This window comes from Ramlibacter sp. AN1015 (assembly GCF_037726105.1).
In the GTDB taxonomy this organism is placed as follows: Bacteria; Pseudomonadota; Gammaproteobacteria; order Burkholderiales; family Burkholderiaceae_C; genus Ramlibacter.
The window spans coordinates 328,491-351,722 of sequence record NZ_JBBJUM010000005.1; the positions used below are offsets into that span (position 1 = coordinate 328,491).

The window sequence follows — 23,232 nt, forward strand, 5'->3', positions numbered from 1 at the left end:
CGCGGGCCTGCAGGAACTCGCCCCATTGCGCGAGCAAGGCGCGGCGCGCAATACGAGGTGGCGTAGCCAGGGTTCATGTGGCAGCGGTTGGTAGGTTCGCTACTAGCAGCCGGCAGGATGGCGCGCGCTTGCTGAATCTGCCGGTACGCGCTCGGAAGCGGATGGGGGTACCTGTCGGGAAACTCCAGCAAGTCGTTAGCGCAATAGGTCCACTTCCTTATGGGGTATCGTCTGGGGTACTAGACCTGTGCTCATCCTGTCGGAGAACGCATTCCTCTAGTAAAACTGGCGCCCGATATTGCTGCCTCCTGCTCCGCCAGTAAAACTAAGCGCCATACCGGCCCCAGCCTCATGGCGCTTTTTTACCCCATACTCTACCCCCTTTTCGGTTTGGACTGCGTTGGACGGTTGTGGATGGCGCGGTTAAACAAAAGTACGACGGTTTACGACCCAAGCGCAGCGCGTACAGTGCGCAATTTAAACTGCAGATGCCATCCCATCAGGACCGCGAACAGCTTTTCGAGCCGCGAGGTTGCTATGCCCAGGTTGCGGCAGAAGGTGCAGCAGCATCGCGAATCGTGTCGATCTCTCGACTAAGGAGCCAATGGCTGAGCTCTCGCATTCGAATGCATCGCGCGTTCACGAAACCGGGCGCGGTGACTCTGCTGCGACCGTCCCCGCGATCACGTCCAGAAAATTCTGCACCAGCTTATTGGATGAATGACCGCTCCGGACGAACGCGAGTCCGACGGTCAGCTGCTCGCGGTGGTCGCGGATCGGGATGAACGTGGCCCCGCGGCCGATGAGCTCGCTGCACGATTCCGGCACCAGGGCGACACCGAGCCCACTTTCCACCAGGCTGACGATGGTCTGGATCTGCACCGCCTCCTGCGATACGCGCGGGGAGAATCCGGCGCTTTCGCAGGCGAGCGAGACCAGCGCGCTCATCGATGGGGCATGGATGTGCGAGTATTGCACGAATGACTCCGTCGCCAGCTGCTTAAGCCGCAGGCTGCCTCGCCGCTGCAGGTGGTGCCCTCGCGGAACGACCGCTACCAGCGGGTCCAGTTCCAAGACGGCGGTCAACAGTTGTTCCGCCCGGCCGAGCACCGGGTGGCGCAGGATTCCCCCATCGACTTCGCCGCTGCGCACGCGCCGCAGCACCTCCAGCGTCGTGGCTTCCGTGAGCTCCAGTTCGACACCAGGGTAGCGGCGGCGGAACTCAGGAATGACGCGAGGCAGGATGCGGAACGTCGCCCCGCCGACGAATCCGATTTTCAGGAGGCCGGCTTCGCCTCGGCCCAGCGCCTTGGACGCATTCCCCACGTCGTCGATGTGCGCCAGCGCCGCGCGTGCGGAGGACAGGGTCACACGACCTGCCTGCGTCAGCACCACGTGCCGTGGGCCGCGGTCGAACAGCTGCAAGCCCAGTTCTTCTTCCAGGTTGCGGATGGAGATGGAGAGCGCGGGCTGCGCGATGTACAACTGCTCGGCCGCACGGCTGAAGTTCAGCACCTGCGCTAGGCAGACGAAGTGACGGAGCTGGCGCAATTCCATGATTGGCGCGATCAATAATGCAAGCGCCATCTTATATTTCTCGGCGACCGGGCGCCGGCTTAAGATGGCGCCAATGGACCATGACGAACAGCGCCTGCAGTCGAACTCCTACCAAGGTCCGCTGCGTGGTATCCGGGTGGTGGACCTCACGACCGTCGTGATGGGGCCGTACGCCAGCCAGACGCTTGCGGAGTACGGCGCCGAAGTCATCAAAGTGGAAGCGCCGGGAGGCGACGGCACTCGCCAGATTGGCCCGGCCCGCGAGGACGGCATGGCCGCCTTGTTCCTGGGCATCAACCGCAACAAGCGCAGCGTGGTGCTGGACCTCAAGACCCCGGAAGGACGCGCCGACCTGTTGCGGCTGGCGGCCGGGGCAGACGTGTTCATGCACAACATGCGGCCGGAGAAACTGTGCGCGCTGGGACTTGGGCCCGAAGCCATACACCAAGTAAATCGGCGCATGGTATTCGCAGCTCTCACGGGCTTCGGGACCGGGGGGCGCTACGCGGGCCAGCCTGCGTACGACGACGTCATCCAGGGCTTGTCGGGGCTTGCTTCCATGATGGAAATGCAGTCCGGCACGCCGCGCTACCTGCCCACCACCGTGGCCGACAAGGTCGGGTCCTTGACCGCCGTGGGCGCGATCCTGGCAGCCTTGTTGCAGCAGCGCGCGACGGGAAAGGGTGCCGTCGTGGAGGTGCCGATGTTCGAATCGGTGGTCTCCTTCGGCCTCGTGGAACACAGCCAGGGCGACCTGTTCGATCCGCCGCTGGCACCACCGGGCTACCGGCGCGCGCTCATGCCTGCGCGGCGACCGCACGCGACCCGCGACGGCTTCGCCTGCACTATGCCATACAGCGACGCGCACTGGAACTCACTGCTGCGGGAGCTCGGCGACGCGGAGGCTCTGAACGACGACCGTTTCTCGTCGCTGGCACAGCGGACCCGGCACATCGAACTGCTGTACGAACGCCTCGCGGAGCACGTGAAGTCTCGCACCACGGATGAGTGGCTGGCCCTATGCCGCCGGCTGGACATCCCGGCAGCCCGGATGAACCGCCTCGGCGAACTTCGCAGCGACCCTCACCTGCGGGATGTCGGCCATTTCGTCGAGCTGCACGATCCCGAGATGGGGTGCGTCGTGTTCCCGCGGAATCCCGTGTCGTTCGACGGGTGGAAGTCTCCCGTGCGTGTGCCGCCGCGGCTTGGCGCTGACACCGACCATGTGATGGGCCAAGCACGCCGGGAGGCGGCCCAGTGAGCGCGCTGGGCGGCGTCCGCGTGCTGGAGGTTGGCCGAGTCCCGCCTCTGGAGCTGCCAGGCATGATGCTCGGTGATATGGGAGCCGACGTCGTGAAAATCGACATGCCGCCGACCGAGGCGACGACGCCCGCAGCTTCAAGGCTCCAGCGCCATTCGCACACCAACCGGAACAAGCGCTCCATCGCCTTGAACCTGAAGTCGAAGGACGGCCTGGCAATCTTTCGGCAGCTGGCGGCCGGGGCGGATGTGCTGGTGGAAGGTTTTCGGCCGGGCGTGATGCAGCGGCTGGGGGCTGGCTATGAAGAACTTGCCCCCGGAAACCCACGGCTGGTCTATTGCTCCATGTCGGGTTTCGGCCAGGGTGGCCCTTACCGGGACCGCCCCGCGCATGACCTGAACTTCCTAGCGCTGTCGGGCGCGCTTTCCCTCTGGGGCAGGCCTGGCGGATCGCCCGATGTTCCCCTGAACCTGGTCGCGGACTATGGCGGTGCCGCGATGCACGCGACACTGGCCATTGCGTTTGCCTTGCTGGCACGCCATGCCACCGGGCGTGGCCAGTACATCGACATCGCCTATCTCGATTCGACTATAGCATTACTGGCCGCGACGCCGAACCTGCGCCATCTGTTCCCCGATGGCCATCAGCCTGCCGCTGGCGAAGGTGTGTTCTGTGGCGGGTATCCGTACTACGGAACCTATGCGGCGCGGGACGGCGAACTGCTCGCCGTCGCCTGCTCGGAGCCGCACCTCTGGCGCAATTTCTGCGTAGCCATCGGCAGGCGCGACCTGTCGTCCTTCTCGCGCAGTGCGGCGCACTACACGCGCGGACCCGATCGCGAGGAAGTAGCGGCACGGTCGCAGGTGGCACAGGTGCTGGCGACGCGCGATCGCGAGGACTGGCTTCGTCTATTTGACGGACACGACGTCTGCGTGTCACCGGTTCTGACCGTCGCCCAGATGCTGAAGGACCAGCAGGTCGAGGCGAGGTGCAACGTTGCCGGCGTGGCCGATCAAGAAGGCGAGGTGCCGCAGTTCACTTCACCACTGCGCATGTCCGCGACGCCACCCGAACTGCGCCGGCCCGCACCGCGCGTCGGCCAGCACACTCGCGAACTGCTGCTCGAGACTAGCGTGCAGCCCGACGAGATCGACCGCCTCATCCAGACCGGAGTCGTGGCGTGAGCGACGGACTGGAGCCGATAACCAATGGAGACGATATGAAACCGATTAAGAGGCGCACCGCCCTGGCTCGCCTGGCCGCTTGGCCGGTCCTGGGCTTGTTGGCCCCCTCCGCGCTGGCACAAGGGCCGACATTTCCGGTCCGCCCGGTCCGGCTGATCGTTCCCTACGGTCCGGGCACCGTCAGCGACGCTTCCGCGCGTCTGCTGGCCGAACGGCTTGCAGAAGCCTGGGGCGTGGGCGTGGTGGTCGAGAACCTCACCGGCGCTGGTGGCGTGGTGGGAGCGCAAGCTATCGCGAAGGCGGCACCCGATGGGTACACGCTAGGCATGCTGGCCAGCAACCACGCCATGAATGCCGCGCTGTACGGCAACCTGCCGTTCGACGCGGTCAAGGATTTCCAGCCGCTGCTGCACACAACCTACAACCAGTTCGCTTTTTGCGTCCATCCATCGGTCCCGGCGCAGACGCTGCGTGAACTGATGGCGCTCGCGAAGGCAAAACCCGACTTCGTCACCTACAGTTCCAGCGGCAATGGCGGATCGCCGCACCTCGCGATGGCAAAGCTCGCCTACATGGCGGGCGTGCAGATGCTGCACGTGCCCTACAAGACCAACGGCGCGGGCGTGACGGACCTCCTGTCGGGCCAGGTGATGGCGATGTCTACCTCCGTTTCAGTCCTGGCACCCCACGTCAACTCCGGAAAGCTCCGGGCCCTTGCCGTCTCCGGCAATGCGCGATCGCCGCTTCTGCCCAACGTCCCGACCGCCAGCGAAGCGGGCGTGACCGGCTACACCATGACCAACTGGAACGGCATCGTGGCGCCCGCGGGGTTGCCCGCGCCGCTGGCGGACCGGCTCGTTGCAGACATGGCCCGCGTGATGAAGGATCCACGCACGCTGGAGAAGGTCGCGGCACTCGGCGCCGAGGTCGAACTCCTGGCCGCGGACGATTTCGAGCGGAAGTTGCGCCAGGAGATCGTGTCCTGGACACAGGTCGTCAAGGCAACCGGCGTGAAAGCCGATTGATCAGAAGCAGGATGAGCGCCGCCAGGAGCGCCGACGCCGTTGGGCGGGCCGGCGCGCCTCATCCGCGTTTCAGGCCCGAAGCCTTCACCACCTTTCCCCACTTCGCGTGGTCGGCGCGAATGAACGCCTGGAACTCGGCCGGGACCATGGTCCACGGCTCGTAGCCCATCGTCTTCACGGTCTCGAGCATCTCGCGTGAGCGCATGACCTTCACCGTCTGTCCATGGATGCGCTCGACGAGCGCAGCCGGAAGTTGAGCGGGCCCGACAAGGCCGAACCAGAGATCGCTTCCGGCCTCCTCGAAGCCGGGAAAACCCGCCTCGCGCAAGGTCGGGACATCCGGCAGAACCGAGCTTCTGCGCGAGCTCAGGATCGCCAGTGCACGAATGCGGCCGGATGCAAGCTGGGGCACGACCGTCACGGGTATGTCGAACATGCAGGGCACGTTGCCTGCGATCACATCGGTCATCGCAGGGCCGCTGCCCCTGTACGGAATGTGGACCAGCGGTGCCCCCGTGAGCGCCTTCAGCAGTTCGCCTGCGAGGTGGTTGGTGGCGCCATTGCCCCCCGAGGCGAAAGTTGCCGCCGACGGGTTCGCCTTGGCCCATTGGACGAATCCGCCCACGGTATTCGCCGGCACGTTCGCGTTGACCACGAGCACGTTCGCGTACGAGACGATGGGCGTGATTGGCGCCAGGTCGGTGAGGGGGTCGTACGGCATGCGCTGCAGCACATGCGGGTTGATGGCTGTCGTGCCGGTGTGCCCGAAGCCAAGCGTGTAGCCGTCGGGCGCTGCCTTGGCCGCCATGTCGATGCCGATCGCACCTCCCGCGCCTGACCGGTTGTCGATAACCACCGGCTGGCCAATTACATCGGCCAGTTGCTTCCCGAATGCGCGCGCCAGCACGTCGCTGGGACCGCCGGCCGCGAATGGAACGATCAGGCGAACGGCTCGCTGCGGCCAATTGCCTTGCGCGAGCGTTGCGGTAGCCGGGCATGCCAGCGGAGAGACGAGCGCTGCCTTCAGCAGCGCCCTGCGGGTAGTGGTCATCGATGTCTCCTTGAGGTCATGGGCCGGCTTGGTGGGCGGCTCCTGTGTTGAACAGTGTCTCAATCTCTTCCGGTGCAATGCCGATCTCGCGCAGCACCTCGCGCGTGTTCTCGCCGGGCAACGGGGCGTGCGAGCGGTGCCGGGGCACGGACTCGGACCACTCGGTGGGGATCGCGGTGATGCGAACGGTGCCTTCTGTCGGGTGCTCGACCTCCCTTACGAAGCCGGTCGCTTGCACGTGTTCGTCGATGAGCATGTCCTCGATGCTGACCATGCGCGCGGCCGGGATGTCGGCCTGTTCGAACAAGTGCAGCCATTCGTCCGAGGTTCGCGTCGCGAGCGTGTCCGCGAGGAAGCCGTACACGTGGTCGATGTGCGTCAGGCGCGAGTTCTGGCTGTGGAAGCAAGCGTCGCCGGCGAACACCTCGGGCCGGCCGATGGCGTCGAAGAATGCGCCCCACTGCTTGTCGTTGTAGACGATGGCGCACAGCCATCCGTCTTTCGTGCGGTACGGCCGGCGGTCCTTGGCGAGGCTGCGCTGGTAGCCTGTCGGCCCCACCGGAGGCTCAAAGGCCCGGCCCGCGAGATGTTCGCCCAGGATGACCGACAGCATGCCCTCGAACATCGGCACGTCGATGCGCTGCCCGCGGCCGCTGCGCTCCCGGTAGTACAGGCCCGAGGTGATGGCGTTTGCCAGCTGCAAACCTACCATGCGGTCCACCAGAACTACGGGCGAATAGCGCGGCTTGTCGGCACCCGCCTGCTGCGACAGCCAAGGAATGCCGACCATGCCTTGGATCAGGTCGTCGTACGCCGGGCGTGCCGCATACGGCCCCTTCTGGCTGAAGCCATAAGCGCCCACGTAGAGCAGGCGCGGGTTCGCTTCGCTCAGCACCTCGTAGCCCAGCCCTAGCCGCTCCATCGCCTGCGGGCGGATGTTGTAGACGAGCACGTCGCTGGCCGCGGCCATGCGCAGCAGCAGCTTGCGCGCTGCTTCCCGCTTCAGGTCGAGCACCACCGAGCGCTTGTTGCGATTGATCGCTAGGTAGAAGTGGCCCATATCGTCATGGCGCATCGGGCCCGACTTGCGCATCACCTCTCCGCCCGGAGGCTCCACCTTCACGACGTCGGCACCGAGTTCGGCTAGCACCGACGTGGCGTACGGACCCATTACCACGCTGGTCAGGTCCAGCACGCGCACGCCGTCGAGCGGTCCTGGCATGGGAGGCCTCAGAGTCCGGCTTCGCGCAGCATCTCGCGCGCCGTGATGATCTGCAGGATCTGGCTGGTCCCTTCGTAGATGCGCAGCAGCCGCACGTCGCGGTACAGCCGCTCGATCGGGTACTCCTTGATGTACCCGTTGCCGCCGTGGATCTGCAGCATGCGGTCGGCAATGCGGCCCGCGGCTTCCGTGGCGAAGTACTTGGAGCACGCCGCCTCCATCGTCGTCTTCCTGCCCGCGTCCCGGTCACGTGCCGACTGCTCGACGAGCGCCTTGGCCGCCAGGTACTCGGCCTGGCTCTCAGCGAGCATGGCCTGGATCATCTGGAACTTGCCGATCGGCTGTCCGAACTGCTTGCGCTCAACGGCGTACTTCGTGCCCTCGTCCAGCAGGCGGCGGGACACGCCCACGGCCACTGCTGCCATATGGATGCGTGCGTGGTCCAGCGACTTCATCGCGTTCTTGAAACCCGTGCCCTCCGGCCCCAGCATCGCGCTTGCCGGCAGACGCACGCCGTCGAAGGTTACGTCGGACTCGTGGGAACCGTCAAAGCCCATCTTCTCGTACGGCTTGGCGATGGTGAGCCCGGGCGTGCCGCGGTCGACGAGGAATGCCGAGATGCCGTTCGATCCGGAGTCCTTCGTGCCCGTGCGCGCGAAGACGGTGAACACGCCCGCGTGGACGGCGTTGGTGATGAAGCGCTTGGCGCCGTTAATCACCCAGTGGTCACCTTCGCGCGTCGCCTTGGTCAGCAGCGACGCAGCGTCTGAACCGCTGTCCGGCTCGGTGAGGGCGAAGGAGGCCAGCATCTCGCCGGAGGCGAGCTTCGGGAGGTACTTGCGCTTTTGCGCGTCCGTGCCGAAGTTGATAATACCCAGCGTTCCCACCCCATTGGTGGTGCCAAAGTAGGAGCGAAAGGCGGGTTGGGCATAGCAGATCTCCTGCACGACGCGCACCTCCTCGTACACGGACAGGCCCAGGCCGCCGTACTCATCCGGGATGGTCATGCCGAACAAGCCCAGGTCCCGCAGCCCTTGCACGACGTGCGGGGGGATCTCGCCTTCGGCCCGTACCTGGCCCTCGGCGGGCACGAGCACTTCACGCGCGAATCGGCGTGCTGCGTCGACGAGGAGGTCCAGGGTGTCTTCGCGTTCTGTCATCGGTGGTTCCCTCGAAGGATGCATCGCAGTGTAGGAACCGGGGCGATATCCGTCCAATACTCTTTTCGAAGGGCGTGATATCTTTCTGTAGTGAACCTGCAGCAGATGAAGCAACTGGTCGTGCTCGCGGAAACGCTGAACTTCCGTCGCGCGGCCGAACGGCTGCACATGGCTCAGCCACCGCTCTCCGTGTCGATCCGCCGCCTCGAGGAAGAGCTCGGTGCGCAGCTCGTCTTGCGCGAGCGCCGCGGGCTGTGGCTCTCGCCGGCGGGCGAGGCGGTGCTCGCGCATGCCCGGCAGATCACGTTCCACGCCGAGCAGGTCAAGCGCGCTGCCGCCAGCGCGAGCAGCGGCACATCGGGGCGGCTGCGCATCGCTTTCGTCGGCTCGGCTGCTTACTCGCTCTTCCCGCGCGTCCTGCCCGTGTTCCGCGAGCGCTACCCACACGTGGAACTGGAACTGCGCGAAGGCACGACGACTCAGATGCTGCGGCAAGTCGAGCGTGGGGACGTCGATCTGGCCTTGGTGCGCTACCCGGTGGTGGAGGGGACGACCGCCTTGTTGCAACCCGTGGAGGCGGACGTGCTGGTAGCGGCCCTCCCTTCCGCATCGCCGCTGGCGCGCAAGCGCTCGTTGCACCTGCGCGATCTCGCGGACGAGGTATTCGTGGCTTATTCGGCGACTGCTGCGATGAACCTGCGTGTCCAGGTCGTCGGCGCCTGCCAGGCCGCCGGCTTCGCGCCCCGGATCGTGCAGGAGGCCGTGCAGGTGCAAACCGTGCTTAGCCTCGTCGGCAGCGGCGTCGGTGTCGCGTTGGTGCCGTCGCTCAGCCGCATGCAGGCGCCGGCTGGTGTCGAGTTCCGGAAGATCTCGGACCGGGAAGAGCGGCTGGAGACCGCACTCGCAGTTGCGACGCACCCACACAACGAACCGGCGGCGGCGCAGCGGTTCAGGGAAGTGCTCGCGGACGTCGGCTCGACGGCGCGGCGCGTCACGGTAAAGTGAGATGGATTCGTGCGCGGCCAGCGTGCTGTTGGCCGTGGTGCGCGCCGCGCATGGGAACTGGGCGAGATTCCCAATGGACTTTCCGACTTATCGCCCAGCCAGTGCATGGACGCGAAGTTCAGGTCCTTGTCGATGCTCATCCAGACCATGCAGCCTCCGAGTGCTGCATGGGCCGGCAGAGACGGTCCGGGCGCTAACCTTACCCCTTACTCAGGGTCGCTGCCTCGAGTTAGATTATGATGCGCCCGTGTGAGAGCACGATAGCCCAGGCGATCGACCCCAGGGCGCAGCAGATCCACGTCCACATTCGCCCGCCAGAAGTACCGCAGAAGCTGCCACGCTCGTCGGCGACTGGAGTGTTGGAAATCTTGGCGACCATCGCGGCTGATCGGCGTGCACGTACCGCACCGGCCGCGCGTGGAGGTGCTGGCCGAACCGGTCACCCGCTGCACCGCCATCGGCCCCTAAGAGGTGCTGGACCTGATCGATCGCGGATCCTTGCGCAGCCTCGCTTGAGCAGCGTCTCCGATCGCGCCGTCAGCTCGCACTGCCTCACCACGCGGTTGGACGTGATCACGATGGCGCGGCGCAGCTTGTATCGCTGGTGCACGATGGCCTGCAGGAGCTCGGCGCTCACGTCGGCGATGCGCCGTGCGAGGAACAGGTCATCGAGCACCAGCAGGTCTGCCTCGACCCCAGTCCTTGAGCTGCGCGGCCTGCTCGGTGGCGCTGGCCAGGCCATAGCGGGCGAACTCGGTGTCGGCCTCGACGTAGCGCACGTCATAGCCGCTGAGGGCGGCCTGGTGGCCACCGCCTTGGCCACGTGGCTCTTGCCGGTGCCCGGCTTGCCGATGACCAGTGCGTTGGCGCCTTCGGCGACGAACTTCAGCGTGTGCAGCTCGAAGCAGGCGGCGCGCGGCAGCTTGGGGTTGAAGCGCCAGTCAAAGTCGGCCAGGGTCAGGCGTTCGGCCAGGCCTGAGCGCTCGTAGCGCCGATCCAGCAGTCGCGAGCGGCGCCGGTCCAGCTCGTCCTGCAGCATGGCCCCCAGGTTCTCCAAGGAACGGTTGCTGGGCCGGCCTCATCACGCGGGTGGAGCGGGGTGTCGGCAATGCCGGATAGGCGCAGCTCGCGCAAGGCACGTCCGATTTCGGTCATGTTCATGGCTGCACCCCCGCGGCATGCGCGAACAGATCGCCGTACTCGCGGACGCTGCGAATGAGCTCGTGCTGCTGGGTCAGGCCGGCGCTTGCCGCCGGCTTGGTCACAGCGCTGCCCAGCGCCACCAGGGCCTCGGCCACTAGCCTCTCGGTCAGCGCCTTGCCGTGGCGATAGCTGTGCACGCCTTGGTCCATCGCTGCGCACAGGCGGCATCGACCAGATGCCTCGGGTAGCGCCGGGCCAACTGCACGATGCCCCAGAGCTTGCGCTGTCCCACGCGCCCCTCGATGGCGAACAGCATCTGGCACAGCCGGCTGGCCTGAGCGCCCATGGCGTTGGCCTGCTGCAGGATGAAGCGTCTCGCGCGCCGGGTTGAACACCCGCTCGCCCATGGGCAGCACCACGCTGCCGGGCCGATCCACTCGGGCATGGGTGCGCAGCAGGGCGTGCGTCCTCGGGTCACGGATCTCCAGGCGCCGCTCGAACAGGCGCACCAGCACCTTCGATCCGATGGGCGCCGGCCGGGCCGCGTAGCTGCTGTGGTCGCCGCGCACGCAGCTGTCGTCGCACACCGTGCGCTGCACCTCGCTGAAGTACTGCATGCCCACCAGCGGCAGCGGCTGCAGGTGGGCGCGCTCCTGCTCGAACATGGCCTGCACCTGGCGCCGCTCGGCGCCATTGATGCGCGTGGCCGCCCAGGTGCGCTCCCAGTGGTCGAGGAAGGCGTTCTGCTCCTCCAGCGTCTCGAAGCGCTTGCCTTCCATCGCCGTGGCCTGGGTGTGGCCGATCGCGCTCTCCACCGTCCCTTTCCGATTGGGATCTCGCACCCGCGCCGGGTGGGCCACCACCTCGTAGTGCGCCAACGTAGCTGCGTACACCGGATTGAGCTCGGGCTCGTACAGATCGGGCTTGAGGACACCCTCCTTGAGGTTGTCCAGAACCACGGAGCGGCAGGATCCGCCGAAGTGACGCCAGGCCTGCTCGTGCAGTTGCGCCCACACCTGCTGACTGGACTTCCACACCACCACCCGGAAGCTGCGCCGCGAGTAGCGCAGCGTGGCCACGAACAGCCGCGGCTTGCGGTACCGGTCCGTTCCTGGCGCCGGCGTGGGCGCCCTCTCGCCGTAATCGACCTGCATCTCCTCGCCGGGCGCAAACGAGAGGCGGTCGAACTGCTCGGACTGCTTGTGCCGCAGCCGTGCGGCGAAGCGCTTGACCGAGTTGTAGGCGCCGTCGAAGCCGTGCTGGTCCACCAAGTCCTGGTAGATCGCCATGGCGTTACGGCCCAGGCGCAACTGGGCGTCGCGATAGGTGGCCACCGGCGGCGAGCCCTCGCCATGACCCGGTGGCCAGGGCGGAGGAATTTGATCGGCCGGGTCGACGGCCACCCCGGGGGAGTTTGCACGCTGCGTCTCGTACGCACGCTGGTACGAGCGTCTTGCGGTCTAGGTGTGAAGATCCAATACGTTGTTTCTGCAGTTCACCCATGCAGAGTCTGGGAGACTGGAAGTCGCCAAACACCCAGCACTTCCAGAAACAGCCGGATGAACACCCATAAGAATGCCCGACTTACCTTCGCCCGTCGCCTTCAGATGGTTCAAGAAATGACCGAGCAGGGCCTAAGCACCACGGATGCGGCCTCGCGCCACGGTGTGACGCCACCGACAGCGCGCAAGTGGCTGGGGCGCTACCTTGCTGAAGGCGAAGCAGGATTGTCAGATGCTTCATCTCGCCCGAAGAGCTCACCCCGGTCGATCACGCCGGCCACGGCCCTGCTGATCGTGGAGCTGCGGCGCAAGTGTCTGCTTCAGACCCGCATCGCCCAGCAGGTGGGCGTCTCGGCGGCCACGGTCAGCCGGGTGCTTGCTCGTGCCGGGCTTTCGAAGCTTTCGGATTTGCAGCCGCGTGAGCCGGTGCAGCGCTACGAACGGTTCTGCGGGCGACCTGCTGCACATCGACAGGCCGGTGATGCGCTCGATGTCGCTCTGGCTCTTGGCAAGGCCCAGAAGGGTGAAGTTGGTGGTTCGTTTGTGGGGCTTCAAAACGTTCACTCCGTGACCTCCCCTCGGGGAAGTCGGGTTCACGTCCCGCCACACAGGTGCTGACGACGCCGGCGTTACCCCCTGTTCCCGATCAGTTCAGGTGGGGGAGTTTGGGGTGGCCATACCCGGGGGAGTTTGAGTGGCCATCGGGGAAGGCGACAGGCGGCGCGCCGGAAATATGGAAGCTCTCGCGCGCCTGCGGGGCTCGGGCGTTAGGTGTCGCCTCGCTCGACCCCGCGGCTTCAGAGCGTTAGAGCGCGACCCCGTGTGCCCGACAGCGCTCGCGGTGCACGCCATGAGCCCGGTTTGGATCTATCATTGACCTTATGCACTAGAGCTCCGAGCACCTTGGCAGCCGCCCGACTCCCCGACACTTTCGACGCGAACGCCCCTGTTTTCCGACCCATCAGGTCGCCGCGCGCGTTCGAGGAAATCGCCACGCTGATCCGCGCCCAACTGGCGGAGGGGAAGCTGCGCGTTGGCAATCGGTTGCCGTCTGAACGGGCCCTGGCCGAGCAGTTCGGCGTGTCCCGCAATACCTTGCGGGAGGCCCTGCGCTCGCTGGAGCATGCGGGCCTCGTCCGCCTCCAGAAGGGCGCGACCGGCGGCGCATTCATCAGCGAGGCGAGCGGAGAGGCGATCGCGACCGGGCTGCTGGACATGTACCACAGCGGCACTATCTCCCCCGAACAGTTGACCGAGGCGCGGATCTGGCTTGAGTCGGTCGTGGTACGCGAAGCGTGCCAACGGAACACATCGGAAGAGATCGAGCAGCTGCGCGAGAACGTCCGGCAAGCGGAGGGGGCGAACGCCCGGGGCGATCTCGACGAGCGCGCTGAAGTCAACCTGGAGTTCCACAGGATTCTCGCGCGCATGACGCGTAACCCCGTGGTGGTGATCGTGATGGACAGCCTGCTGGCCGTGCTGCACCATTTCGTTCAAACGATCGGGCCGTACGAGAACTCATTCGTGCTGCCGTCGCGCAAGCGCTTCATCAAGCTGATGGAAGCGCGAGACGTGGAAGGCGCGATCGCCGAGATGGAGTCGAGCCTCAAGCGCCTGCAACGCAGCTATCTCTCTCTGGCGAAGGAAGCGGCGCCTGCCGCTGCCGCGAAACTGCTGCCGACGGCAGGCGCCGCGGCCGTTCAGCGGCGTCCACGCCCGGCCAGTCCTCGCTGACCGGCCTGAGCTTAACCTAGCCGGTCCTCACAGCCCGGGCCGCACGCCGGCAGGACAGCGGAGCTGCAGGCGCGGTCGCCTTGACGCTGCTCCTGGTTCCAGCCTAAAGACTGGGCCGGCTCTCACGCCGCGGTCTGACCTCGTCCTGCCCCGTCGGCAGCGTGGTCGCGCTTGCGACCTCCCGCTGCACTATAATGGTCCAATCATTGATAAGGAGCATCAGTGTTCGACCAGCAACGCATCGAGGCCCTGCCCGTCCATCAGACGACGCCGTCGCGAGCAGCGCCCGCCCTCAGCGGATTGAAGGTCATCGACTTCACGCACTTCATCGCCGGTCCGCTGGCCACGCAGACCCTGGCCGACTTCGGCGCCGACGTTATCAAGATCGAGGCGCCGGAGCGTGGCGATGACTTCCGCCACTACCCGACGGTGGATCCTGCGATCCCGGCGCAGGGCGGGCCCTTCCTGTGGACCAACCGGAACAAGAAAAGCCTCGCGCTCGACATGAAGAGCGAGGCGGGCCTGAAGGTGGCCAAGCAACTCATCGAGCAGGCCGATGTGCTGGTGGAGAACTTCTCCAGCGGCGTGATGGACCGCTTCGGACTGGACTACGCCAATTGCGCGAGCCTCAATCCGCGCCTCGTCTACTGCTGCATCTCGGCGTACGGGCGCGAAGGCCCATACGCCGACCGGCTGGGCTTCGACCCGATCGCACAGGCGGAAAGCGGATTCATCTCTATGAACGGCTATGCCGACCGCCAGGGCGTCCGCACCGGGGCCGCGGTGATGGACGTCGCGACCGCGATGTCCGCGACCAACGCCATCCTGCTGGCCCTGATGGCTCGCGGCCGTGACGGCGTGGGGCAGAAAGTGGAAGTGGCGCTATTCGACACGGCCTTGCTGATGACCGGCTTCGGCGCGATGCAGCACCTGACCACGGGCTACGAGCCGGAGCGCAACGGAAATGTCAGTCCGGACACCTGCCCGTCGGGCGTGTTCATGTCGCAGGATAAGCCCTTCTACATCAACTGTGGCAACGACAAGATCTTCCAGCGGATGTTCGAGCAGGTACTGGGGCGCCCCGATCTCGCGTACGACCCGGTGCTGTCGCATCGCGTCAAGCGGCTCGAACAACGCGATCGCATCTTCCAGATCATGGACGAGGCCTTCGCCAGGCAGCCCTGGAGCTACTGGGCGCCGCGGCTGCGCGCCGCCAACGTGCCGCACGGGCAGGTGCGCACCTTGGGCGAGGCGCTCGCCTCCGACGAGTCGCGCTCCCGCGTCCTGATCACCCGTATCCCCCACCCGGTGAAGGGCTGGATACCCAACATCGCGAACCCAGTGCGTCTGGAGCGCACGCCATCCGTCGCGCCACAGGCCGCTCCCGCGGTCGGCCAGCACACCGAGGCGGTGCTTCGCGAAACGCTGGGCTACGACGACGAGCGCATTGCCCGGCTGCAGGCGGAAGGCGCGTTCGGCGCCCCGGCCGCCGAGGCAGCAAAGGTGCCCGCGTGACACGCCGCGTCGCCCTGGTCGGCGCCAGCGCCATCCCCAACGGCCGCCACCAGACCGCTGACGAGGAAGCGCTTCAGGTGCTCGAAAACGAAATCATGACGCGGCTGGTGGCGGAGGCGGTCCGGGACGCCGGCATCTCCAAGGAGGACATCCAGAGCCTGGTGTTCACGCTGCCGCGCCCCTACACGCGGCAGAAGTACTTCCACACCTTCCTGGTTGGACAGCTGCGGCTGGCCTGCCGCGGCAGCGTGATGGAGGTGATGGGCAACGGCATGACGGCGGCGCTGGCCTTCGACAAGGCCTGCGACGAGATCCTGCTGGGACGCTCGGAAGTGGCGCTGGCGATGGGCATCAACATGGAGAGCGCCGTTCCTGCCGCCGAGCACATGATGAGCAGCATGCGCGCCACTGGCGACGTGGACTTCCACACGTCGGCCGGCTTTACGCCCATCGCGTGGTACGCGATGGATGCCATGCGCTACATGCATGAGACCGGCGCCACCCGCGAGCAGCTCGCCGCCGTGGCGGTCAAGAACCGCTACCACGCCTCACTCAACCCGTTGGCCCAGTACCGCAAGCCGATCACGCTGGAGGAGGTCCTGGCCCAGCGCCCCATCGTTGAGCCGCTGAGCCTGTACGACGTGCCGCCGCGAGGCGACGGCGCAGCTTGCCTGGTCCTGGCGAGTGAAGAAGTCGCGAAGTCGCTGGGCCGGCCCTATGCGCTGGTGCGCGGGCGAGGCTTCTACCACGATGGCACGCACCAGATCAACGACGTCCCAAACGACATGATCGGCTTCGAGGCGGCCGCGTGCGCCTCGCGCGACGCCTATAGGCAAGCCGGGATCACGGCCATCGACCTCGACGTGGTGGAGCTCTACGCGCCCTGCACGATCGTCGAAGTGCTGGTGACCGAAGCCATCGGGCTGGTGCGGCGCGGCCCGGGCGCCCGGGCCGCCGCCGAAGGCGAGACGCGGCTCGGTGGCCGCATCCCGGTGTCCACCTCGGGCGGGCTGACCTCGCGCGGGCATCCCGCCTACGTGACCTCGCTCTACAACTATGTTGAGCTGCTCGAACAGCTGCGCGGCCGCGCCGGCGACCGGCAGGTGAAAAACGCCCGCTTCGGCCTGTCCACCGGCGAGCTGGGCAACTACAACGCCGCCCTCGTGCACGTCCTGGAGGCCATGGGATGACGCAGCTCCCGCAGCTCCCGGCCCCGGGCCGCCGCGCCTACCCGCCCCGCACCTCGGCCTTCACCAAGACCTTCTGGGAAGCGCTGGCGCAGGGCCGCTGGCACACCACCTGCTGCGAGGCCTGCGGCCGGCAAACCTTCCCTCCGCGGCCGATCTGCCCGCATTGCTGGTCCGACCGGGTGGGCTGGCGCCCGCTTTCCGCGCGCGGGACGCTCTATTCCTGGACCCGCATCCATGCGGCGCCGGCCGTGTTCGCGGCCGAGGCGCCCTACGCCGCCGGCATTGTCGACCTGGAGGGCGGCATCCGGCTCGCGTGCCGGCTGCTCGACACACCAGGTGCCGACTGGACGCCGGGCATGGCCGTCGAGATGACCGTCCTGAAGTACGAGGACGGGCCGCTGTTCGCAGCGCGCGCCGTCGCGCCCTGATCCCCCAACATCAAGGAGTCCCAGATGCGAGGAAAATGCATCGAAGAGTTCGAGGTCGGCCAGGTTGACGAAAGCCGGGCCCGCACAATCACGGAAACCGACGTCGTCCAGTTCTCGTGGATCTCGGGTGACGTGAACCCCATGCACACCGATGCGGTCCACAGCGCCAGGTCGCCGATCGGACAGCGCATCGCGCACGGCGCGCTCGGGCTCTCGGTGGCAACCGGCCTGAGCGCTAGCCTGGGCTACCTCGACGGCACCGCCATAGCGGCGCTGGGCATCGACGAGTGGAAGTTCCTCAAGCCGATCCTGTTCAACGATACGATCCGGCTGCGCGCCACCGTCCTTTCGGCCCGCCCGACGACCAAGCCGGATCGAGGCGTTCTGGTGCGCCGCATGGAGCTGCTGAACCAGCGCGACGAGGTCGTGCAGACCGGCCTCATGACCACCATGGTTCTGACCCGCGCCGGCCGCGAGGCCGTGTCGAACAAATCCTGAACCCCTTTCCCCGGAGTACGCCATGGCCCAGTCCCTGATCAACACCGCCGGCCTGACCGACGACCAACGCATGATGCGCGAGGGGGTGCTCGACCTGCTGTCGCGCCATCTACCGTGGGACAAGGTGCCGCAGATGGACGAGTCGCGCACCTTCCCGCATGAGGCCTATAACGCGCTGGCGGACGCCGGCTACCTAGCCCTGTTCTATCCCGAGGCGCTGGGCGGCGTTGGCGGCTCCTACAAGGACATCGCCGTCCTCCTCGAAACGCTGGGCTACTACTACACCGGCATCGCCCAAGCCGTGACCACCACGACGATCTACGCCGGCATGCATGTCGCGAAGTTCGGCTCGCCCGAACTGAAGCAGGAGATCATCCCCAAGATCGTCAGCGGACACGCCAAGCTGGCGCTCGGCATGTCCGAACCGGGCACCGGCTCCGACGTGGCCGGGATCAAGACTTCCGCGGTACGCGATGGCGACGAGTACGTGATTAACGGCAGCAAAGTGTGGATCACCTGTGCGCACGTCGCGGACTACCTCGTGGCGATCGTCAAGACGGATACCCAGGCCCGGCACAGCGGCATCAGCACCATCCTGGTCCCGACCAAGACGCCGGGCGTCACCATCCGGCCGCTATCTATGCTGGGTCGCAGAACAACGCACGCCAACGAGGTCTTCTTCGACAACGTCCGCGTGCCGGTGGGCAACCTGTTCGGCGGCGAGGGCCAGGCCTGGAAGAACATCATGTCCGCGCTGGGCCTGGAGCGCCTGGGTCTGGCGGCGATCTCGTCCGGCCACTGCTTCAAGATCACCGAGTACGCGCGCGACTACGCACGCGACCGCATCCAGTTCGGCAAGCCGGTCTCGCAGTTCCAGGTGATCCAGCACAAGCTGGCGGACATGCTGATCATGTCGGAGACTGCTCGCCAGATGACCTACCGGGTGGCGGACCTCCTGGACGGCGGCTTCCCCGTGGTGCAGGAAGCCTCGATGGCTAAGATCGTCGCCACCGAGAACAATTTTAAGTGCGCCGACATCGGCATGCAGATCATGGGTGGTGCCGGCTACTCGAACGAGTACGACATGCAGATGTTCTTCCGCGACTCGCGGGTGGGCCCGATCGGCGGCGGCACGAGCGAGATCCAGCGCAACATCCTCGCCAAGTCGATGGACCTGTAAGCGGCTTGCGCGCATGAGAAAAGGCCCGCCGGCAAACCGGCGGGCCTTTTGTTGGAAGACGCGAGGCGATCAGGTGCGAAGCAGCGCGATCCAGGCCCGCATGTCATCGACGCCTTCGAGGCGCAGCGCATGATCGGCGAAGCGACCGGCGCGTTCGCTTCCCAGCACGGGCCCGGCCAGCGCATGGAACTTCTGCACCACGTCCTCGTCCGCAAGAGGCTCCTGCGGTGAGCCGCGCGGCGCCGACAGCGCCTGCACGGTCGATTGCCCGGCGGCGTCGATCACCTCGACGCGGCAATGGTGGTAGTGCGACAGCGCGGAATCCTGCACGACGGCGACGCGCGACATCGCGGCCACGATCCCGGGACGCTGCAGCTGGTCGGTCAGCGCGATGCTGTGCTCCGGCAGGATGACGTCCGCGCCGCAGGCGATCTGGGCCAGGCAGTACTGCAGGTGGAAGCGCGCGTCGTTCGGGGAGTCGGGCAGGCGGTCCTTGCTCACTACGTCGGCCACGTAGGGCGGCACGCGCACCTCGATGTGAGCGCTTTCCACTGCGGCGCCGACGCGCTGGCGCAGCTTGCCCAAGGCATCCGCGGCGGCATGCAGGTAGCCGCAGCACGCGTGCAGCTTGCGGCGGGGCTGCGCCAGGGCCCAGCGGCCCTCCCAGGGCCGCGCATCGAAGCGGCCGCCGGTGGACGCCGTGGCGAAGTAGCCGATCTTGCTGTCCAGGAGGTCGGCGGGACCGGTCATGCCGGCGCGCGCGTACTGTGCCGCGGTCACGCCCACGTCGGCCGGCTGCGCGCCGAACAGCATCGGCTTGACTGTGCCGCCCTTGCCGAAGATCACTTCCGCCGGGCACCAGCCGGCGAGGCTGCCGGCGATCGCCATGGCGTGGAGGGTCTGCTCCTCGTTCAGCGCGAGCAGGTGGGCGGCCGCGGCCGACGCTCCGATCGTGGAAGGGATGCCCACGGGTACCAGCCCGGCCTCGGTGTAGCGGCGCAGCGTGGGGTACACGGCATCGTAGACCCGGGAGGTCACCTCGATGCCGCGCACCACGGCCTCGAGCACGCGGGCTCCGGAGGAACCCAGCGACTCGCCCAAGGCGAGTGCGGCCGCGACGTTGCCAATGCTGGCGTGTCCGCCGATCAGGTCGTTCAGTTCGAGCACGTCGCCGAGATAGCCGTTGATGCGCATGGCGGCCCGCGGCGCGCGCCGGTGGGGGGTCCCGAGTACGGTTGCGTCTTCGTCGCCAGAGGCCGGCTCGCAGGCCATCGCGAGCTGCGCCTCCTCGGTGCGCGTGCCGGCCAGGACGCAGCCGACCGTGTCCAGAATGCAGAGACGGGCCTGCCGCCGGACGGCTTCCGGGATGGCCGCCGCGGTCATCGCGCCGGCTTGCCGTTCGAGTTGCCGTAGGGTGGATTCCGTGGCAACACTCATTCCGGCTGGATTCCCGCCTGCTTTGCCACCGCTTGGTAACGGGCCATGTCCTTCTTCATCTCATCGCCGTAGGCCTTGGGTGACAGCACGGTCGATTCCATGCCCAGGCCGGTGTACAGGGCTTGGACCTCGGGCGTCTGGACCGCCTTGGCAATCTCGGCGTGCAGCCGCTCGATCACTGCTTGCGGCGTCCCCGTGGGCGCCAGTACGCCGAGCCACCCGTTGAACGCGAAGTCCTTGAAGCCGGCTTCCTGCATGGTCGGAACATCGGGCAGGCTCGGGGTGCGGCTGGAGCCCAGCACGGCCAGCGCGCGCATCCGCTTGGCCTGGAGCATCGGGCCGGCGGCGCCCAGCGCATCGGGGTTTACCGTGAGCCGTCCGGCCAGCAATTCAGTCGCCGCCTGCGCCGGCCCGGTGAACGGGACGGCAAGCAGGTCGATGCCGGCCGCGTGGTTGAGCGCCTCCATGGCGATGCGGTACAGGCCCGCCCCCTGCCCGTAGGTCAGGGTCTTCGGCGCCTTCTTCGCTGCGGCGACCAGATCGCCGACGCTGCGTAGCGGCGAATCGTTGGCCACGGTGAGCAACAGCGGCGTGTTGGCCATCGTGGCGACCGGCGTGAACTCCTTGAACAGGTCGTAGGAAATGTTCTTGGAAATGAGCGGGGGCACGACCGTGGTCGACACCGTGCCGACTACCAGCGTATGGCCGTCGGGCTTGCTGCGTGCCACCGCCTGCATGCCGATGCCGCCGTTGGCGCCCGGCCTGTTCTCCACCACGACGGGTTGGCCGAGCGGGCCGGCGATCTTCTGCGCGACGGCGCGGGCGGTCACATCGGAACTGGAGCCAGGCGTGAACGGAACGACCAGCCGGATGGTTTGGCTGGGCCAGGGGACATCGGCCTGGACGCCGCTGCACGCGACGGCGGCGGCTGCCAGAACGAAGGCGCGTTTGGTGAACCTCATGTCTCTCTCTCTCTCTCTCTCTCTTTTGGAACTCGACCGGAACGAACCACCGGCAGCAAGTCGCCGCGCAGGTGGCGTGGCGTGGGATTAGGTGCGAGGGGGCTCGGCCAGCGGCACCGCGCGGATGAGGCGCGTTTCCTGTGCCGTGATGAGGTGGCCGGAGGCGGCCAGGTAAGCACCGAACGCCGGATGGCTGTCGCGCGCCTGGCAGCGCCGCTCGTAATCGGCCAAGTCCTCATAGCCCCATAGGTGCACAAACTGGTTCTGCGGCCCGACAAGGCTGGTGTAGATGCCCAGCGGCTGTCCCAGGGTCTCCAGCAGCACCGGCATGGCAAGGCGCTGGAAGACGTCGAGGAACTCCGGCATCTTGCGCAAGGCGATCGTGTAAACGCGGTGATCGACCAGCGCTCTCGTGAGCGGAACGATGGGCGTGTTCATACCGGTAGCCGCTCCCGAGTAACCTGCCGAGCCTCCGCACCCTTCGCGCCGGCACGGTCGGCAATGTGGTGTGCGGTGACATACGCAAACGTCATGTTGGGGCCGTGGGTGATGCCGGCTCCCGGATAGTTGCCGCCCATGATGCTGGCCCGGTCATTGCCGACCGCGTAGAGGCCACCGATCGGGGTTCCGTCGCGGCGCAGCACTTCGCCCACGACGCTGGTTGTGATGCCGTCGAAGGTGCCGAGGTCGCCCATCACTAGCTTCACGGCATAGAACGGCCCCTGCTCGATCGGCGCGACGCACGGGTTCGGCTTTTGCTCCGGGTCGGCCAGGTAGCGGTTGAAGCTGTTGCTGCCGCGGCCGAAGGCGGGGTCCTCGCCGCGGACCGCGTCGCGGTTGTAATCGCGCACGGTCTGCTCCAGGCCGGCGGCATCGATGCCGGCGCGAGCCGCCAGTTCGGCCAGCGTGCGGCCTTCGACCAGGTAGCCGTTTCGGACGAGCCCGCCGATCGGCATCGGCGCTGGCTTCACGTAGCCGAGGCCGTACTTGGACAGGGCGGCCTTGTCGCAGACCAGCCACATGGCCGTCTCGTCCACGCCTGCGCAGGCCTTGGCCATGGCGGCGCCGACGTCGTGGTACGAGTTGGATTCGTTTGTGAACCGGCGGCCGCTGGCGAGCACGCCTATCACGCCCGGCTTGTAGCGATCCAGCAGGTGCGGGAACACGCCGACCTCGCCCTTGCCGAAGTCCACGCGCGTCACGGGCATCCAGGCGGCCGGTTCCTGGAACCGAATGTCCACCACGCCGCCTATGGCCTCGGCCATGTTCACGCCGTCACCGGTGTTGCCCTTAGGGGTGGGCGACAGGTGCTGGTGGCCGCGCTGCACGTGAGGGTACGCCTTGGCGATCCGCTTCAAGTCATGCGGAAAGCCGCCAGCCGCCAGCACCACGCCGTGCCGTGAGCTGAAGCGCTGTTCGCCGTTGGTCCCGCTCGCCAGCACGCCCACCGCGTGCTCGCCATCTATCAGGACGCGCTCGACTGCCGTGTTCGTAAGAATGGGGATGCGCAGGTCGAGCGCGGACTTCGCGAGCCGCGCCGCCAGAGCATTGCCGCTCGTGACCTGCACGGCGCGGCGGTACACCGCCAATTCCTTCAGGTGACTGGCGAGGCGTTTAGCCACGTAGACGAAGGAGGCCAGCGACTTGGTCGCACGGAAGAAGTGCTTGAGGTCGGCATTGGACGAGTTGAACATCATCCCGATGAAGGTGATGGTCCGCAGCGGTGGCTTCAGCCGCACCATGTCCTTGCCCAGGCCACGAATGTCATACGGCGCCGCCAGGATCGAACGGCCGATGTCAGCCCCGCCGGGGGCCGTCGGGTGGTAGTCCGGATAGAGCGTCGGGATGAACTGCATCTCGGTCTGACGTTCGAAGAAGTCCACCATTTTTGGACCGTTCTCGATGAAGCACTTCACTGCCTCGTCGTCGTAGAACCGCCCGGTCTCGGCCTGCATGTACGTGCGCACGGCCTCGACCGAATCGGCCGGGTTCTGCTTGCGGCCGTGGTGGCTCAGGGGGATCCACAGCACGCCGCCGGACAGCGCCGTCGTGCCGCCGAAAACGGGTTCCTTCTCGAGCACCACGACGTCCAGGCCACGCTTTTTGGCTGTGATCGCGCAGGCCAGGCCGGCGGCGCCGGAGCCCACGACGATGAGATCGTAATCAGCCTTCATGGCT

General features: G+C 66.8%; 18 protein-coding genes and 3 pseudogenes. 11 read left to right on the top strand and 10 right to left on the bottom strand.

Annotation, left to right across the window (positions count from 1 at the left end; all coding sequences use genetic code 11):
- Window positions 1-639: 639 nt before the first annotated feature.
- Complete coding sequence (locus tag WG922_RS10850; RefSeq protein WP_340282602.1) at window positions 640-1,557, bottom strand: LysR family transcriptional regulator; 918 nt, start codon at window positions 1,555-1,557, stop codon at window positions 640-642.
- Here WG922_RS10850 and WG922_RS10855 point away from each other — a divergent pair.
- From WG922_RS10855 to WG922_RS10865, 3 genes are read left to right on the top strand one after another with little or no spacing between them, the layout of a single operon-like run.
- Window positions 1,556-2,818, top strand: a complete 1,263-nt coding sequence (locus WG922_RS10855; protein WP_340282603.1) for a CaiB/BaiF CoA transferase family protein — start codon at window positions 1,556-1,558, stop codon at window positions 2,816-2,818. The genes WG922_RS10850 and WG922_RS10855 overlap by 2 nt on opposite strands.
- The gene (locus tag WG922_RS10860) at window positions 2,815-4,002 is read left to right on the top strand and encodes a CaiB/BaiF CoA transferase family protein (RefSeq protein WP_340282604.1); all 1,188 of its coding nucleotides are present in this window, start codon (window positions 2,815-2,817) and stop codon (window positions 4,000-4,002) included. Before WG922_RS10855 ends, WG922_RS10860 begins: the two co-directional genes overlap by 4 nt.
- On the top strand, window positions 3,999-5,027 hold the full coding sequence (locus tag WG922_RS10865) for a Bug family tripartite tricarboxylate transporter substrate binding protein (RefSeq protein ID WP_340282605.1): 1,029 nt from the start codon (window positions 3,999-4,001) through the stop codon (window positions 5,025-5,027). Before WG922_RS10860 ends, WG922_RS10865 begins: the two co-directional genes overlap by 4 nt.
- Window positions 5,028-5,085: 58 nt before the next feature.
- Here WG922_RS10865 and WG922_RS10870 read toward each other — a convergent pair whose 3' ends face one another.
- The 3 genes from WG922_RS10870 to WG922_RS10880 are packed head-to-tail and all read right to left on the bottom strand — an operon-like array spanning window position 5,086 to window position 8,460.
- Window positions 5,086-6,078 carry a Bug family tripartite tricarboxylate transporter substrate binding protein gene (locus tag WG922_RS10870; protein WP_340282606.1) on the bottom strand — a complete coding sequence of 331 codons (993 nt, stop codon included), beginning with the start codon at window positions 6,076-6,078 and terminating at the stop codon, window positions 5,086-5,088.
- Between the two features lie 16 nt (window positions 6,079-6,094).
- The gene (locus WG922_RS10875; protein ID WP_340282607.1) at window positions 6,095-7,300 is read right to left on the bottom strand and encodes a CaiB/BaiF CoA transferase family protein; all 1,206 of its coding nucleotides are present in this window, start codon (window positions 7,298-7,300) and stop codon (window positions 6,095-6,097) included.
- 8 nt (window positions 7,301-7,308) lie between these two features.
- A complete protein-coding gene (locus WG922_RS10880; RefSeq protein WP_340282642.1) occupies window positions 7,309-8,460 on the bottom strand; it encodes an acyl-CoA dehydrogenase family protein in 1,152 nt (383 codons plus the stop codon).
- Between the two features lie 90 nt (window positions 8,461-8,550).
- Between WG922_RS10880 and WG922_RS10885 the strand changes: the two genes are divergently transcribed.
- A complete protein-coding gene (locus WG922_RS10885; protein WP_340282608.1) occupies window positions 8,551-9,465 on the top strand; it encodes a LysR family transcriptional regulator in 915 nt (304 codons plus the stop codon).
- A 439-nt stretch (window positions 9,466-9,904) separates the two neighbouring features.
- On the opposite strand, the pseudogene WG922_RS10890 reads toward WG922_RS10885, so the two are convergent.
- Both WG922_RS10890 and istA read right to left on the bottom strand, forming a co-directional pair.
- A pseudogene (locus tag WG922_RS10890) lies at window positions 9,905-10,626 on the bottom strand (ATP-binding protein).
- Window positions 10,623-12,059: pseudogene (istA, locus tag WG922_RS10895) on the bottom strand (IS21 family transposase); the annotation flags it as partial. The pseudogenes WG922_RS10890 and istA, both read right to left, overlap by 4 nt.
- A gap of 108 nt (window positions 12,060-12,167) precedes the next feature.
- Between istA and WG922_RS10900 the strand changes: the two are divergent.
- From WG922_RS10900 to WG922_RS10930, 7 genes and pseudogenes are all read left to right on the top strand, one after another.
- Window positions 12,168-12,582: pseudogene (locus tag WG922_RS10900) on the top strand (helix-turn-helix domain-containing protein); the annotation flags it as partial.
- A 431-nt stretch (window positions 12,583-13,013) separates the two neighbouring features.
- A complete protein-coding gene (locus WG922_RS10905) occupies window positions 13,014-13,844 on the top strand; it encodes a FadR/GntR family transcriptional regulator (protein ID WP_340282609.1) in 831 nt (276 codons plus the stop codon).
- 222 nt (window positions 13,845-14,066) lie between these two features.
- Window positions 14,067-15,359: a CaiB/BaiF CoA transferase family protein gene (locus WG922_RS10910; RefSeq protein WP_340282610.1), complete on the top strand. Its 1,293-nt coding sequence runs from the start codon at window positions 14,067-14,069 to the stop codon at window positions 15,357-15,359.
- Complete coding sequence (locus tag WG922_RS10915; protein ID WP_340282611.1) at window positions 15,356-16,549, top strand: thiolase family protein; 1,194 nt, start codon at window positions 15,356-15,358, stop codon at window positions 16,547-16,549. Before WG922_RS10910 ends, WG922_RS10915 begins: the two co-directional genes overlap by 4 nt.
- Window positions 16,546-16,977, top strand: a complete 432-nt coding sequence (locus WG922_RS10920) for a Zn-ribbon domain-containing OB-fold protein (RefSeq protein ID WP_340282612.1) — start codon at window positions 16,546-16,548, stop codon at window positions 16,975-16,977. The genes WG922_RS10915 and WG922_RS10920 overlap by 4 nt, the downstream gene beginning before the upstream one ends.
- A gap of 24 nt (window positions 16,978-17,001) precedes the next feature.
- Entirely contained in the window at window positions 17,002-17,475 is a 474-nt protein-coding gene (locus WG922_RS10925) for a MaoC/PaaZ C-terminal domain-containing protein (RefSeq protein WP_340282613.1), read from the top strand.
- 22 nt (window positions 17,476-17,497) lie between these two features.
- Window positions 17,498-18,655 carry an acyl-CoA dehydrogenase family protein gene (locus tag WG922_RS10930; RefSeq protein WP_340282614.1) on the top strand — a complete coding sequence of 386 codons (1,158 nt, stop codon included), beginning with the start codon at window positions 17,498-17,500 and terminating at the stop codon, window positions 18,653-18,655.
- Window positions 18,656-18,724: 69 nt separating this feature from the next.
- On the opposite strand, the gene WG922_RS10935 is transcribed toward WG922_RS10930, so the two are convergent.
- The 4 genes from WG922_RS10935 to WG922_RS10950 all read right to left on the bottom strand — a co-directional run bounded on the left by WG922_RS10935 (window position 18,725) and on the right by WG922_RS10950 (window position 23,228).
- Window positions 18,725-20,092, bottom strand: a complete 1,368-nt coding sequence (locus tag WG922_RS10935) for an MmgE/PrpD family protein (protein WP_340282616.1) — start codon at window positions 20,090-20,092, stop codon at window positions 18,725-18,727.
- A complete protein-coding gene (locus tag WG922_RS10940) occupies window positions 20,089-20,922 on the bottom strand; it encodes a Bug family tripartite tricarboxylate transporter substrate binding protein (RefSeq protein WP_340282618.1) in 834 nt (277 codons plus the stop codon). The genes WG922_RS10935 and WG922_RS10940 overlap by 4 nt, the downstream gene beginning before the upstream one ends.
- A 219-nt stretch (window positions 20,923-21,141) precedes the next feature.
- Window positions 21,142-21,492: an NIPSNAP family protein gene (locus tag WG922_RS10945; RefSeq protein ID WP_340282619.1), complete on the bottom strand. Its 351-nt coding sequence runs from the start codon at window positions 21,490-21,492 to the stop codon at window positions 21,142-21,144.
- Window positions 21,489-23,228: an FAD-dependent oxidoreductase gene (locus WG922_RS10950; RefSeq protein WP_340282620.1), complete on the bottom strand. Its 1,740-nt coding sequence runs from the start codon at window positions 23,226-23,228 to the stop codon at window positions 21,489-21,491. The genes WG922_RS10945 and WG922_RS10950 overlap by 4 nt, the downstream gene beginning before the upstream one ends.
- Window positions 23,229-23,232: the final 4 nt, after the last annotated feature.

What these genes read in the sequence shown, in the direction of transcription:
- WG922_RS10870 (WP_340282606.1), bottom strand. Translation starts at nt 6,078, where the DNA reads ATGACCACTACCCGCAGGGCGCTGCTGAAGGCAGCGCTCGTCTCTCCG.
- WG922_RS10930 (WP_340282614.1), top strand. Translation starts at nt 17,498, where the DNA reads ATGGCCCAGTCCCTGATCAACACCGCCGGCCTGACCGACGACCAACGC.
- WG922_RS10920 (WP_340282612.1), top strand. Translation starts at nt 16,546, where the DNA reads ATGACGCAGCTCCCGCAGCTCCCGGCCCCGGGCCGCCGCGCCTACCCG.
- WG922_RS10925 (WP_340282613.1), top strand. Translation starts at nt 17,002, where the DNA reads ATGCGAGGAAAATGCATCGAAGAGTTCGAGGTCGGCCAGGTTGACGAA.
- WG922_RS10850 (WP_340282602.1), bottom strand. Translation starts at nt 1,557, where the DNA reads ATGGAATTGCGCCAGCTCCGTCACTTCGTCTGCCTAGCGCAGGTGCTG.
- WG922_RS10945 (WP_340282619.1), bottom strand. Translation starts at nt 21,492, where the DNA reads ATGAACACGCCCATCGTTCCGCTCACGAGAGCGCTGGTCGATCACCGC.
- WG922_RS10855 (WP_340282603.1), top strand. Translation starts at nt 1,556, where the DNA reads ATGATTGGCGCGATCAATAATGCAAGCGCCATCTTATATTTCTCGGCG.
- WG922_RS10875 (WP_340282607.1), bottom strand. Translation starts at nt 7,300, where the DNA reads ATGCCAGGACCGCTCGACGGCGTGCGCGTGCTGGACCTGACCAGCGTG.
- WG922_RS10950 (WP_340282620.1), bottom strand. Translation starts at nt 23,228, where the DNA reads ATGAAGGCTGATTACGATCTCATCGTCGTGGGCTCCGGCGCCGCCGGC.
- WG922_RS10935 (WP_340282616.1), bottom strand. Translation starts at nt 20,092, where the DNA reads ATGAGTGTTGCCACGGAATCCACCCTACGGCAACTCGAACGGCAAGCC.
- WG922_RS10880 (WP_340282642.1), bottom strand. Translation starts at nt 8,460, where the DNA reads ATGACAGAACGCGAAGACACCCTGGACCTCCTCGTCGACGCAGCACGC.